The sequence below is a fragment of the Mycobacterium sp. MUNTM1 genome (genome assembly GCF_054660795.1).
In genome coordinates, this window is sequence record NZ_BAAGDE010000012.1 from 25,901 (window position 1) to 39,506 (window position 13,606).

At 69.0% G+C, this 13,606-nt stretch carries 9 protein-coding genes and 1 pseudogene; 4 read left to right on the plus strand and 6 right to left on the minus strand.

Annotated features, from left to right (window positions below):
- Nucleotides 1–3 precede the first annotated feature (3 nt).
- The 4 genes and pseudogenes from glgX to ACYQ8K_RS09195 all read right to left on the minus strand — a co-directional run bounded on the left by glgX (nucleotide 4) and on the right by ACYQ8K_RS09195 (nucleotide 6,221).
- Nucleotides 4–2,205, minus strand: coding sequence for a glycogen debranching protein GlgX (gene glgX / locus ACYQ8K_RS09180; protein ID WP_459968217.1), 2,202 nt, complete (start codon nucleotides 2,203–2,205; stop codon nucleotides 4–6).
- 61 nt (nucleotides 2,206–2,266) lie between these two features.
- A complete protein-coding gene (locus tag ACYQ8K_RS09185) occupies nucleotides 2,267–4,423 on the minus strand; it encodes an acyltransferase family protein (protein WP_459968219.1) in 2,157 nt (718 codons plus the stop codon).
- Between the two features lie 339 nt (nucleotides 4,424–4,762).
- A pseudogene (ripD, locus tag ACYQ8K_RS09190) lies at nucleotides 4,763–5,404 on the minus strand (NlpC/P60 family peptidoglycan-binding protein RipD); the annotation flags it as partial.
- Nucleotides 5,405–5,744: 340 nt separating this feature from the next.
- On the minus strand, nucleotides 5,745–6,221 hold the full coding sequence (locus ACYQ8K_RS09195; protein ID WP_459968221.1) for a hypothetical protein: 477 nt from the start codon (nucleotides 6,219–6,221) through the stop codon (nucleotides 5,745–5,747).
- A 62-nt stretch (nucleotides 6,222–6,283) separates the two neighbouring features.
- Here ACYQ8K_RS09195 and ACYQ8K_RS09200 point away from each other — a divergent pair, with 62 nt between their 5' ends.
- From ACYQ8K_RS09200 to ACYQ8K_RS09215, 4 genes are read left to right on the plus strand one after another with little or no spacing between them, the layout of a single operon-like run.
- A complete protein-coding gene (locus tag ACYQ8K_RS09200) occupies nucleotides 6,284–7,600 on the plus strand; it encodes an adenosylmethionine--8-amino-7-oxononanoate transaminase (RefSeq protein ID WP_459968223.1) in 1,317 nt (438 codons plus the stop codon).
- Between the two features lie 4 nt (nucleotides 7,601–7,604).
- On the plus strand, nucleotides 7,605–8,750 hold the full coding sequence (locus ACYQ8K_RS09205; RefSeq protein WP_459968224.1) for an 8-amino-7-oxononanoate synthase: 1,146 nt from the start codon (nucleotides 7,605–7,607) through the stop codon (nucleotides 8,748–8,750).
- Between the two features lie 9 nt (nucleotides 8,751–8,759).
- Nucleotides 8,760–9,440 (plus strand): dethiobiotin synthase, encoded by a 681-nt coding sequence (bioD, locus tag ACYQ8K_RS09210; RefSeq protein ID WP_459968226.1) that lies wholly within the window; start codon nucleotides 8,760–8,762, stop codon nucleotides 9,438–9,440.
- Complete coding sequence (locus ACYQ8K_RS09215) at nucleotides 9,440–9,949, plus strand: 2'-5' RNA ligase family protein (RefSeq protein ID WP_459968227.1); 510 nt, start codon at nucleotides 9,440–9,442, stop codon at nucleotides 9,947–9,949. The genes bioD and ACYQ8K_RS09215 overlap by 1 nt, the downstream gene beginning before the upstream one ends.
- Here the strand turns inward: ACYQ8K_RS09215 and ACYQ8K_RS09220 are convergent.
- Nucleotides 9,946–11,358 carry a mechanosensitive ion channel domain-containing protein gene (locus tag ACYQ8K_RS09220; RefSeq protein ID WP_459968229.1) on the minus strand — a complete coding sequence of 471 codons (1,413 nt, stop codon included), beginning with the start codon at nucleotides 11,356–11,358 and terminating at the stop codon, nucleotides 9,946–9,948. The genes ACYQ8K_RS09215 and ACYQ8K_RS09220 overlap by 4 nt on opposite strands.
- Nucleotides 11,355–13,535, minus strand: coding sequence for an adenylate/guanylate cyclase domain-containing protein (locus ACYQ8K_RS09225; protein WP_459968231.1), 2,181 nt, complete (start codon nucleotides 13,533–13,535; stop codon nucleotides 11,355–11,357). The genes ACYQ8K_RS09220 and ACYQ8K_RS09225 overlap by 4 nt, the downstream gene beginning before the upstream one ends.
- Nucleotides 13,536–13,606: the final 71 nt, after the last annotated feature.

Sequence of the window (13,606 nt, forward strand, 5' to 3'; positions counted from 1 at the left end):
GCGTCACTGCGTCTTACGCAATACCAGCAGGGACCGCGAGGGCAACGACACCTTCTCCTCTGCGGTCACCACCTGGTCGGCTCCCTCTTTGCGGCCCGTCGGTTCGTTGGTGTCCAGTTCCACGGTCCACTCTTTCGCATAGTCGGTGTTCGGCGTCACGAATTCCACCGGTTCTTCACCGGCGTTGAAACACAACAGGAATGAGTCGTCGACGACCCGCTCCCCGCGTGCGTTGGGTGCGCTGATGGCCTCGCCGTTGAGGAACACCGCCACACACTTGTGAATGCTTTCGCCCCAGTCCTCGTGCGTCATCTCGCGGCTGCTCGGATTCAGCCAGGCGATGTCGCGCACCTCGTCGCCGGTCCGGATCGGCTCACCCTCGAAGAACCGGCGCCGCCGGAACACCGGATGCCGCTTGCGCAGCGTGCTCACCCGGCGGGCGAACGCCAGCAGGTCGGCATTCTTGTCGACCAAAGACCAGTCCATCCAAGACAATTCGGAGTCCTGGCAGTACACGTTGTTGTTGCCGTTCTGGGTACGCCCGAACTCGTCACCGTGGGCGATCATCGGCGTGCCCTGGCTGAGCATCAGCGTCGCCCAGAAGTTGCGCATCTGGCGGTAGCGCAGCTCGGTGATGTCGGGGTCGTCGGTGGGGCCCTCGACGCCACAGTTCCACGATCGGTTGTGGCTCTCCCCGTCCCGGTTGTCCTCCCCGTTGGCCATGTTGTGTTTTTCGTTGTAGGACACCAGGTCGTTGAGGGTGAATCCGTCGTGCGCGGTGACGAAGTTGATGCTGGCGCTGGGGCGGCGACCGGTCGCCTCGTAGAGGTCCGACGACCCGGTCAACCGGGAAGCGAACTCGCCCAGGGTTGCGGGCTCGCCCCGCCAGTAATCGCGCACAGTATCGCGATACTTCCCGTTCCACTCGGTCCACAAACCCGGGAAGTTCCCGACTTGGTAGCCACCCTCGCCGACGTCCCACGGCTCGGCGATCAGTTTGACCTGGCTGACGATCGGATCCTGCTGCACCAGATCGAAGAACGCGCTCAATCGGTCGACGTCGTGCAGTTCGCGGGCCAGCGTGGCGGCCAGGTCGAAACGGAACCCGTCCACGTGCATCTCGGTCACCCAGTAGCGCAGCGAGTCCATGATGAGCTGCAGCACGTGCGGGTGGCGCGGGTTAAGGCTGTTGCCGGTGCCGGTGTAGTCCTTGTACAGCCGCAGGTCGGTGTCGACGAGCCGGTAGTACGCGGCGTTGTCGATGCCGCGGAAATTGATGGTCGGCCCCAGGTGGTTGCCCTCGGCGGTGTGGTTGTAGACCACGTCGAGGATCACCTCGATGCCGGCCTCGTGGAAGCTGCGCACCATGGATTTGAACTCGGCGACGCTGGACGTGCGGTTGGCCGCGTACTGGTTGTGCGGGGCGAAATACCCGAAAGTGTTGTAGCCCCAGTAGTTTCGCAGGCCCAGGTCCAGCAGCCGCGAGTCGTGCATGAACTGGTGTACCGGCATCAGCTCGATGGCCGTGACCCGCAGCGACTTGAGGTGGTCGATGATCGCCGGGTGGGCCAGGCCGGCATAGGTGCCCCGAAGCTCCTCGGGGACGCTGGGATGGGTCTGCGTCATCCCTTTGACGTGGGCTTCGTAGATGACGGTCTCGTGATACGGGGTCAGCGGTGCGCGGTCGGATCCCCAGTCGAAGAACGGGTTGCTCACCACGCTGTTCATGGTGTGGCCCAGCGAATCGACCATGGGCGGAGTCCCCGGGTCGGCGCCGTCGGCGTTGGGCCCGCCCGGTTCGACCGCCTTCATGTCGTAGGAGAACAGCGCCTGGCCGAACGTGAAGTCGCCGTGGAAAGCCTTGCCGTAGGGGTCGAGCAGCAGCTTGCTCGGGTCACAGCGGTGACCGGCCGCCGGATCCCAAGGCCCATAGACCCGAAAACCGTAGCGCTGGCCGGGGTTGATGTTCGGCAGATAGGCGTGCCAGACGAATCCGTCCACCTCGTCCAGTGGAATCCGTGACTCGCTGCCCTGGTCGTCGATCAGGCACAACTCGACCTTCTCGGCGATTTCGGAGAACAACGAAAAGTTGGTCCCCGCGCCGTCGTAGGAGGCGCCGAGCGGATACGGATTTCCCGGCCAGACGGTGGCGAGCTTGGGTTGGTGGTTACCGCCTGCTTCTGAAGCGGGACTGTTGGTTGACACCTATCGACCTTATCCGCGCGCGGTTGCGCTCACTCGGGTAAGCGGCCAGGAGTAAGGCGGGTCACCACCAGCCGGTGGCCTCGGCGATCTGGCGGCCCAATTCCGGTGTCATGGTCCGCACATAGGTGGGGGTCAGGTGGTGGGCGCCGTGGTAGATCAGGATGTTTCCCTCGACCGGGCGGCACACGTCGGTGCGGCAGATCGCGTCCGACATGTCGAGCACCTTGAGCTGCGGGAACTGCCCGACGAAGTCGAGCGTCTGGTTGCGGTCCGAAAGCAGGTCGGAACGTTTGATCGCGCAGGACTGCGCGGTGCCGCCCCGTTTGGCCAGGCAGTCCGCCGGGTCGAACGGTTGTCCGTTCTTCACCAGCCACGGGGTGTCTCGCATCCCGAGAATCGGAATGTTGTTGTCGGACAACGTCTGCCAGATCCCGATATAGGTGGCGGGCATGACGTCGCCGCTCTTGATGTTCCACGGCCGGGTGGTGGTGGTGAAGACGTAGTCGGGCCGGTCGGTGACCAACTTGGTCATCGTGCGTTGCACCCATTCGCGGCACTGCGGGTAGGGGGCGTTGTTGCCCATGATCAGCGGGACCTGCTCGGTCGACAGCGGGCAGCCCATCTTCAGATACGTCACGACCTTGAAGTGGCGCGTCTTGCCCAGGATGTCCAGCGCGGGCAGCCAGTGCTCGGCGTGTGACCCACCGGCCAGCGCGATGGTCCGGTCGGCGGCCACATCGCCGTAGGTGCAGGTGACCACCGCGGGGTTGACGAAGTCGCTGATACAGCCGTCCCGGGTGGTGGCGGGCAGGTCCTGTTTGACCTCCAAGACGGAGGGCCGCATCGGCAGCGCAGGCACCCGCAAGCGTTCGGTCAGCGCACGCGCGCCGGGATAGTCCTGCGGGTTGAGGACGCTGAGTTCCTTGCCGGCCGATCGCAAGACGGTGACGTGCTGGCGCCAGGTGAACGAGGTCGCGGTCAGCGTCACGCCCAGCAGCACGATCGCCGATCCGAGCGCCATCGTCGGCCGGGCCAGGCGCGTCGGCCACGGCCGGGTGGTCGGCGCCGGCGCGGGCTTCGAGGATTTGCGGTAGCGCAACGGGTCCTCGACGAGCCGGTTGGTCAGATAGGCCAGCACGCCGGACACCAGCAGCAGCACCGCCCCTTCGATGAAGTTGGCGTGCTTGTGGCCGCTGTAGGACAGCCAGAAGATCAGCAGCGGCCAGTGCCAGAGGTAGAGCGCATACGCCATGGCGCCCAGTTCCACCAGCGGGCGCGTCGCCAGGATCCGGTTGGGCAGCGGCAACCGCTCGCCCCGCAGGTTGGCCCCGACGAGGATCAGCAGCATGGCGGCGCCGACCGGCACCAGCGCCCACGGGCCAGGGAACTCCTGCACGCCGTCGATCATCGCCCCGCAGGACAGCACCGCGCCGAGTGCGACCGTGGCCACCATCGTCCGCACCCACATCGGCCAGCGGACTCGGGTCACCAGCGCGCCGACCAGCGCGCCCAGCAGCAGCTCCCAGCCCCGCGCGAAGGTGTTGTAGTAGGCGGCCGCCTGGTCCTGCTGGTGCGCGACGATCGCGTAGACGAACGAGGCCACCGTCAGCGCCGTCAGCACGACCAGGATCACGGTCCGCAGCCGGGCGCCCAGCGGGCGCCGGAACAGGAAGGCCAGGCCGGCGATCAGCACCAGGAAGCTGACGTAGAACTGGCCCTGCACCGACATCGACCAGATGTGCTGCAACGGGCTGACCGCTTCGCCCGCCCGCAGGTAGTCCGAGGCGGTGTTGGCCAGCTCCCAGTTCTGGTAGTAACCGAGGCTGGCGAGGCTTTGGTCGGCGTACGTCTCCCAGCGGGTCTCCGGTTGAACCAGGATGGTCAGCACCGCGCAACCGGCCAGCACCACGACGAGGGCCGGAACCAGTCGTCGGACGAGCCGGACCACCTCGGACGCCGGCGACAGCGTCACGGCCGGGCTCAACGCGGCGCGAATCACCTTGCCGCCGAAGAAGAATCCGGACAACGCCAGGAACACGTCCACGCCGCCGGAGACGCGGCCGAACCAGATGTGGAAGACGGCGACCAACGCGATTGCGATGCCGCGCAGGCCGTCGAGGTCATAGCGATAGAACCGCTGCGACCTCGCTTTATGCGCCCCCGTGGCCCCCGGATCGGCGGTGGCGTCCGGTGCGGGAGGGGGTGGCGGGGTCTGCATGATCGACAGCTAATTTACCGAAAACCCGCCACCCGCTCCCGACCGCTCGCGGCGGGGCGGCTGCTCAGGCGGGTCGCGAGAGCTTCCGCACCGGGCGGCGGGGGAGCAAGTGGCGGGCGTCGGACGGCCGAGGACCGGCCGGCGAGATTACCTGCCGATGCCGGCGCCGGTCGGCTGCAACGGCGGCTGCTGGGTCGGCAGTTGCTGGACGGGCGCCTGCTGGAACGGCGACTGCTGCAACGGGGCCTGCTGCGTCGGAACCTGCTGCAACGGGGCCTGCTGCGTCGGAACCTGCTGCAACGGGGCCTGCTGGGCGGGCAGCTGCTGCGGCGTCTGCTGGTACGGCGTCTGCTGCAGCGGGGCTTGCTGGGTGGGCAGCTGTTGCGGGCTCTGCTGCAGCGGGGCCTGCTGGGCGGGCAGCTGCTGCGGGCTCTGCTGGGTGGGCAGCTGCTGCGGCGCCTGTTGCGCCGGCGCCTGCTGCAACGGGGCCCCGAGAATCCGGACCATGTAGGGGGTCATGCCGTTGGTGCGCACCGGCGAGACCTGCACGACGTCGCCGACCTCGAGCATCTGGTTGTTGCCCAGGTACATCGCGACGCTCTGCGTGCCCTCGGGGCCGTAGAAGATCAGGTCACCCTTGCGGGCCTGCTGCGGGCTGATCTTCTGGCCGACGCGGTAGATCGCGCCCGACGACCGCGGCAGCTTGATGCCGGCGCCGGCGTACGCGTACTGCATCAGCCCGGACGCGTCGAAACCGACGGTGTTGATGCCGGTGCCGGTGCCGCGGGTGGGGCCGTTGATGCCGCCACCGGCCCAGGAGAACGGCACGCCGCGCTGCGACAGACCGCGCGCGATCACCACATCGGTGGCCTGCTGATAGTCCATCGACCTGGCGCCCGGGTCGGCGGTCGCGATGGTGGGAACCACCATCGGCGCCCCGAGCAGGGCCAAACCGATCGCGAAGGCGTAGATGCGTTTCATGTTTCTGGCCTTTCCCTGGCCTCTCCAGGCGCTCAATGGGCCTCGACGCGGTGACCTCGCGCGTCCGCCCCCGGTTCATGGACCCGCGAAGGCCCCCACGCTGGGGCCGGACGCCGTCCATGGCACTTGCGAAGTGAATCAGCGGTCAGGCCGTTGTATTCACATCAGTCACACAAGCCACTTTGACAACAGATTTTGTTAGCCGCCAGGTCCACGCGGGATTTTTTGTCGTACCGTGACCGGACGGTGACTGGCGCGCCGAATCTCGCATGCGCAGTTGTGATTTCGGTCTCAGCCCACTACGAAATCGCACGTCCGCCGGGCGTCGCCGGTGGGGCGATCAGAGCCAGTAGCGTTCGCTGAACATCGTCAGCAGCGACCCGGCCACCGAGCTGACCATGACCAGCGCCAGCGACAGCACTGGCCAAAAGGACATGTACCAGCCCTTCAGGATCGACACGACCGGTCCGATGACGGCCGCGGCCATGGCCGCACCGATGCCGCCCCACACCACCGGGTGGATGTACAGGTCCAGCCCGTAGGGCACCGGCCCGCAGGTTTCGTCCTCGCAGACGTTGGCAAGGAAGCCGAAAAGCCGCGTCGGCCAGGTCGTCGCGGTGGCCAGCACCGCGAGCAGGATCAGCAGCACGACGGTGCAGGCGACGTCCCACGGCGCCAGCCGCACCCGGATCACCCGAGGCGCCTCGGCGTCGTAGTCGACCAGCGGGTAGTGCGTGTCTCTGGACCAGCCGGGCCCCGGCGCCGGCCCCGCCTCGGGTCCCGGCGTCGCGCTGTCGGACTGCTGCGGCGTGGCCATGATGTCCCATGCTTCCCGACGTCGGAGTTTTGCGCGAATCGGCTGCTTTACCCTCGATCACTATGCCCGCGGCCAAGGCCGGGCTGACGCCCGAGCAGATCAGCGCGATCGACGCCGCGCATTTGTGGCATCCCTATAGCACCATCGGCGCCGAAGCCGTCGCCCCCGTGGTGGCCGTCGGAGCCCGCGGCGCCTGGCTCACCCTGATCCACGACGGCGCGCAGGTCGAGGCGCTCGACGCGATGAGCTCCTGGTGGACGGCGATCCACGGGCACGGCCATCCGGTGCTGGATGCGGCGCTGACGGCCCAGCTCAACTCGATGAACCACGTCATGTTCGGTGGGCTGACCCACCAACCCGCGGCGCGGCTGGCCCAGCTGCTGGTCGACCTCACCCCGGCCGGGCTGGACACGGTGTTCTTCAGCGACTCCGGATCGGTGTCGGTGGAGGTGGCGGTGAAGATGGCGCTGCAGTACTGGCGCAGCCGCAACCGGGCCGGCAAGCACCGGCTGATGACCTGGCGTGGCGGCTACCACGGCGACACCTTCACGCCGATGAGCGTCTGCGACCCCGACGGCGGCATGCACTCGTTGTGGACCGACATCCTGGCCCGGCAGGTGTTCGCGCCGCAGGTGCCCCGCGACTATGACCCCGGCTACAGCGCGGCGTTCGAGGAACAGCTGGCCCGGCACGCGGACGAGCTGGCCGCCGTCGTCGTCGAGCCCGTCGTTCAGGGCGCCGGCGGCATGCGCTTTCACGACCCGCGATACCTGCGCGACCTGCGCGACATCTGCCGGCGGCACGACGTGTTGCTGATCTTCGACGAGATCGCCACCGGCTTCGGCCGCACCGGCGAGCTCTTCGCGGCCGACCACGCCGGCGTCAGCCCGGACATCATGTGTGTCGGCAAGGCGCTGACCGGGGGATATCTCACCCTGGCCGCGACCCTGTGCACGACCGACATCGCCCACACCATCAGCACGGGTGAGGCCGGAGCGCTGATGCACGGCCCCACGTTCATGGCCAACGCGCTGGCCTGCGCCGTGTCGGTGGCCAGCGTCGAGGTGCTGCTCGGGCAGGACTGGCGGGCGCGGGTCGGCGAGATCGGCGCCGGCCTGGCGGCCGGACTCGAGCCGGCCCGGGCGCTGCCCGGCGTGCGCGACGTGCGGGTATGCGGGGCCATCGGGGTGATCGAATGCGAGCGCCCGGTCGACCTGGCCGTCGCCACCCCGGCGGCGCTGGACAACGGAGTCTGGCTGCGCCCGTTCCGCAACCTGGTCTACGCGATGCCGCCCTACATCTGCACGCCCGGCGAGATCGACCAGATCACCTCGGCGATGGTCGAGGTCACCCGGATCACCGGCTCTCGTAGTCTTTAGGGCGATGAAGGCACCGATCGAGGTTTCCCCGCTGGCCTGGCTGGACGCGGTGGAACGGCAGCGCCGCGAGGCCGGGCTGCGGCGCTCACTGCGGCCGCGTCCCGCCGTCGCCACCGAGCTGGACCTAGCCTCCAACGACTACCTCGGGCTCTCCCAACACCCCGACGTGATCGACGGCGGGGTCGCCGCGCTGCGCCTGTGGGGCGCCGGGGCGACCGGGTCACGCCTGGTCACCGGCGACACCGAGCTGCACCAGCAGTTCGAGTCCGAGCTGGCCGACTACGTCGGCGCCGCCTCCGGACTGCTGTTCTCCTCCGGCTACGCGGCCAACCTGGGCGCGGTCGTCGGCCTGTCGGGCCGGGGTTCGCTGCTGGTCTCCGACGAGTACTCGCACGCCTCGCTGGTGGACGCCTGCCGGCTGTCGCGGGCGCGGGTGGCGGTGACGCCGCATCGCGACGTCGGCGCCGTGGAGGCGGTGCTGGCGGCCCGCGACGAGGAGCGCGCGGTCGTCATCACCGAGTCGGTGTTCTCCACCGACGGCGCGCTGGCGCCGCTGCGGGAACTGCACGAGGTGTGTCGCCGGCATCGCGCCCTGCTCATCGTCGACGAGGCGCACGGCCTGGGCGTGCGCGGCGGCGGCCGCGGGTTGCTGCACGAGGCCGGGCTGGCCGGTGCGCCCGACGTGGTCATGACCACCACGCTGTCCAAGGCGCTGGGCAGCCAGGGCGGCGCGGTGCTCGCGCCGGCATCGGTGCGCGCCCACCTGATCGACGCGGCGCGCACGTTCATCTTCGACACCGGCCTGGCCCCGGCGGCCGTGGGCGCCGCGCGGGCAGCGCTGACCGTGCTGCGATCCGAGCCGTGGCGGGCGGACGCGGTGTTGCGCCATGCCGCGTTCCTGGCCGAGGTCTGCGGCGTGCCCGGGACGCCGCAGTCTGCCGTGGTGTCGGTGATCCTGGGCGACCCGGACGTGGCGGTGGCCGCCGCGACCGCCTGCCTGGATGCCGGCGTGCGGGTGGGATGCTTCCGGCCCCCGACCGTGCCCGCCGGGACGTCGCGGTTGCGGCTGACCGCGCGCGCGTCACTGGACGACGCCGAGCTGGAGGTCGCGCGCCGGGTGCTGACCGATGTGCTCGCCAACCTTGGTTGAGGCGCGCCGGTGACGGTTCTGGTCGTCACGGGCACCGACACCGGAGTCGGCAAGACGGTCGCCACCGCGGCGCTGGCCTGCCACGCCCGTCAGGCCGGCCTCGACGTGGCGGTGTGCAAACCGGTCCAGACCGGCACCGACGACGGAGACGACGACCTCGCCGAGGTGGCCCGGCTGTCCGGGGTGACCGAGCTGGCCGGGCTCGGGCGCTATCCGCAGCCGCTGGCACCGGTCGCCGCCGCCGAGGCCGCGGGGATGCCGTTGCCCAGCCGCGAGCAGCTGCTGACGCTCATCGGGGAGCTGGACCGCCCCGGGCGGCTGACGCTGGTCGAGGGCGCCGGGGGACTGCTGGTCGAACTCGGCGAAAACGGTGTCACCGCACGCGATCTCGCCGTCGCGCTGGGCGCGGCGGTGCTGGTGGTGGTCGGCCCGTCGCTGGGCACCCTCAACCACACCGCGCTGACCCTGGAATCCATTGCCGCACAAAAACTTTCATGCGCGGGCTTGGTCATCGGCAGCTGGCCCCGGCGGCCCGGGGTGGTGGAGACGACGAACCGGCCCGCGCTGGCCCGGCTGGCCCCGGTGCGCGCCGTGCTGCCCGAAGGCGCGGCGTCGCTGGACGCCGCCGGGTTCGCGGCCCTGTGCGCGCAGGCGTTCGACCGCGACTGGGTCACCTCGCTGGTGGGCTGATGGTCGGATCCATCGAGCTGGTCTTCGACCGCGACACCGAGGCGGCGATCCGAAACGTCTGGGCAGCGTTGGCCGCGGCCGGAATTCCCAGTCAGGCACCGGCCAGCCGGCCGCACGTGACGCTGGCCGTGGCCGAAGGCATCGCCGCCGACGTCGACGAGCTGCTGAGCCCGCTCACCGAGCGGCTGCCGCTGCGCTGCCTCATCGGTGCGCCGGTGTTATTCGGCCGCGCGAGTGCGGTTTTCGCGCGGCTGGTGGTGCCGACCGGCGAACTGTTGGCCCTGCATGCCGAGGTGCACCGGGTGTGCGGGCCGCATTTGTCGCCCGGTCCGATGCCCAACAGCCTGCCCGGGCAGTGGACCGCGCACGTCACGATGGCCCGGCGCGTCGCCGGCGGTCAACTCGGGAGGGCGCTGCGCATCGCGGGCCGGCCCGCCCAGATCGACGGCAGCTTTGCGGGTTTGCGCCGCTGGGACGGCAGCAAGAAGCTCGAGCACCCCGTTACCTAGCTGCCCGAGGTCGCGAACTCCGGCGCGGTGGCAGCTTGCACCCTGGCGCGCCGCTCGTCGATGGTCCGGCCCAGCTCTTGCAGCAGCAGCGGCTTGTCCATCACCAGCTCGACCAGGTGGTCGCGATCGATCTCCAGCGCGGTCACCTCGTCGATCGCCTGCGCGTCGGAGAGGTTGGGCTGGCGGGTCAGGGCGGTCACACCCAGGAACGAGCCCTCGTCCAGCGCGCCGACCGCGACGACCGATCCGTCCGCGGCGGTCGCGGTCAACCGCACGCCGCCCTCGATCAAAAACGTCATCCCGGCCGGAACGCGACCGGCGTGCTCGACGATCTCGTTGGCCCCGTACCGAACGATTTTCGCGTGCGAGACCAAGGCCTGCTGATCCGGTTGGCTGAGCCGCAACGCCGGCGCCACCACCGTGCGCACCGCCTGCTCGATGCGCTCGGCCGTGGAGATGTCGTCCTCGGCGCCGTTCAGGTGCAGGCCCTCGCGCCGCGCCGCGTACCACAGCCAGCGCAGAAACGCCGCGTGTGCGGCCGCGTCGTCCGCGGGCGACCTCAGCCCGACGGTGACCCGATAGTCGGCACCCCCGGTCGGCGCCGACGTCGCCACCGCGTTGGGCCTGCGCTGCGGCAAGGCGTTCGCGACCCGCTCCAACAGCGCGCACACCCGATCCGGCGGGTCGATCTCGGAAAAGGTTGTGGTGATTGCCAATTGGTGTCCGCCGGGCGGGCGGCTCAGATTGGTGAACGAGGTGGTGGCCAGCACCGAGTTCGGGGTGATCTGCAGCCCGCGGCCGGATTCGATGTGCACGGACCGCCAGTTCGCCTCCACGATCCTGCCCCGCGCCGCCGGGGTGTCCAGCCAGTCACCGATCCGGAAGGGCTGCTCGAACAACATGAACAGGCCCGACACGATCTGTCCGACGGAGTTCTGCAGCATCAGGCCGATGACCACCGAGGTCACCCCCAGCGCGGTGAACAGGCCACCGACGCGCACGCCCCACACGTAGGAGAAAATGACCGCCAGTCCCACCCCGATCAGCACGAACCGGGTCACGTCCAAGAAGATGCCGGGGATCCGCTGGCGCCAGGAACCCTGCGGCGCGCCCTCGAAAACCGTTGCGTTGAGCCCGGATAGCAGCAGCACCAGCACCACGAAGCCGAACACCGTCGCCAGCACCCGAACCGACGTGAACTGGGCCGGCATCTGGGCGACATTCACCAGCAGCACCAGCAGGGCGCCCAGCGGGATGAGGTAACTGCGCATCAGCAGGACGGGCCGCGCCAGCGGGCTCCCCTTGCGGAGGAGGCTCTGGTGCCATTCGGTGAGGGCGATCAGCAGTAGCGGCAGGCCGAATACCACACCGGCGGCCCAGTACAGCGATGGCGAGTCGAAGGTTCTCACTGCCCCTGCCCTTCCGAGAGCTTCCAGATCTGCTGCTCCACGCCGCCGACGGTGATGGTGCCCGCCGGGGTGAATCGCCGGATGTCGTGCATCACCTCGTAGACCTTCGCGGTGACATAGATTCCCGATTGTGTTGTGCTGCTGCGTGTCTGATGGGCCAAGTTGACGGCCGCGCCCCACATGTCGTAGACGATGCTGGATCGCCCGACCAATCCGCTGATCACGTTGCCGGTGTTGATGCCGGCCCGCAGGGCCAGGTGGTAGCCGGTCTTGCTGTTGAAGCGCGCGATGATGTCTTGCATCTCCACCGCGAATTCGACCGTGCGGTGGACGCTGTCCAGCCGGGGAAAGTTCAGGCCGCAGCTGGCCAGGTAGCCGTTGTGCAGGGTGCGGATCGGCTCGATGCCAAGGGATTCCGCCGCCGAGTCGAGTTCGCGGACCAGCTGGTCGACGATGCCCACCAGCTCGAGGCCGGAAAGTTTGCCGGAGATGTCGTCGAGGCCGACGATGTCGGCGAAGATGACCGTGACGTCCTGGTGCTCCTGGGCGATGGTCTGTTCGCCGTCGCGGTAGCGCCGGGCCACCGGCTCGGGCATCAGCGAAGCGAGCAGCCGGTCGTTCTCCTTGCGCTGTTCGGTGAGTAGTTCCTCCTTGATCTGCAGGTTGCGGCTCATGTCGTTGAAAGCGGCCATCAGCTCGCCGATTTCATCGCGGGAGGTGACCGGGATCGACACGTCGTAGTTGCCGGCGCTGATCTCGCGTGCCCCGGCCTGCAGCCTGCGAATGGGACGCACGAAGATCTGGGCGACCAGCAGCGCGGCCACACAGATGACGAAAACCATTGCCGTGGTGGTCAATATCAGTGTCTGGGTGAGCGACGCCACCCGGGCGTTGGCCTCCGACGTTTCCCTGGTCGCCACGATCGACCAGTGCAGGTCGGAATTCGGCAGCGACAGTGGGGCATACGACGCGAGCTCTCGTCGGCCCAGATAACCGGTGTCGGTCACGGTTCCGGTCTCGCCGCGCTGCGCGGCGCGCACGGCCGAGGTGGCGACGGGCTGGACCAGCGTGGTGCCGCCCCAGCGGATCGCGGTGTCGACGGTCTCGCGGCGAGCGCCGGCGGACAGCGCCTCGCGCCGGTATCGCTGCGGGTCTTCCAGGAACAGCCGTGAATCGGAGCGCATCAGGTCGTCCGGGCCCGCCAGGTACGTCTCGGCGGTCTGGCCCATGCCCGCCGCCCGCCACTGCTTGTCCGCGGTCATAATCCGGTTCACCTTGGCAACCGGCAGCGGCAGCGCCAGCACTCCGGCCGGTTTGCCGGGCGGGCCGATCGGCGCGACCAACCATGCGATGGGCTGACCCAGCTGCGGCTGATACGGCTGAAAGTCGGTGATCCACACGAAGTTCACCGAGTTCGCGGCCATCGCCTTCTCGTACGCGCCGCGCAGGTTCGACTGGCGGTACGGCCCGGTGAGGACGTTGGTGCCCAGCGACGCGCTTTTCCGCACGGTGTAGACCACGTTGCCGCGGGTGTCCAGCAGCAGCGCGTCGCGGTACTCGAAGCGCGTGGCGATCTCGCGGAAGTAGTCGTTGAATCGGGCGTTGGCGGCCGACCAGGCGCTGCCGTCGCCGGCGTCGTCGGGCGCGGACCCGTTCGAAGACCCCTGCACCGCAACGGTGTAATGCGCCTGCAGGTAGCGCTGCGAGTTGTTGCTGGGCAGCACCGCGTCCAGGGCCAGCTTGCTGCCGGTGTCGCGCTCCAGCGGCTTGATCAGCCGCTCGTTGTAGAAGTCCACCAGTGCCCGCTGCTGCCCGGGGTCGACGGGCGCGTTGGCCAGCTGGTCGAAGCCGGTGGTGAACGCCTGCACCGCGTCCAGCGCGGTGGACCCCCGGCTGTAAACCACCAGCGAATCCGACAGGTCCGAGAACAGCGTCTCGATCGCGCGCTTCTGCGCCTCGCGCAGCTGCGTCATCCGCTCCGAAGCCGCCGGCAGCAGCGCGTTGCGCGCCGCGACGTACTCGACGGTGCCGATCACACCCAGCGACGCCAGGCTCGACACCAGCAGCATCAGCATCACCTTGGACTGAATGCTGACCCAGGACAGCGCACGCGGGCGACGCCAAATCTTTCGGGCCGGGTTCTGTTCGTCCGGGGGGACCGATTCGGTCGGACGCATCAACCGGCCCGGTGTCGGGTCGGCCCTCGACGCGCCGCTTCTCGCGATGGCGTTAGGAAGCGCACGCCCGG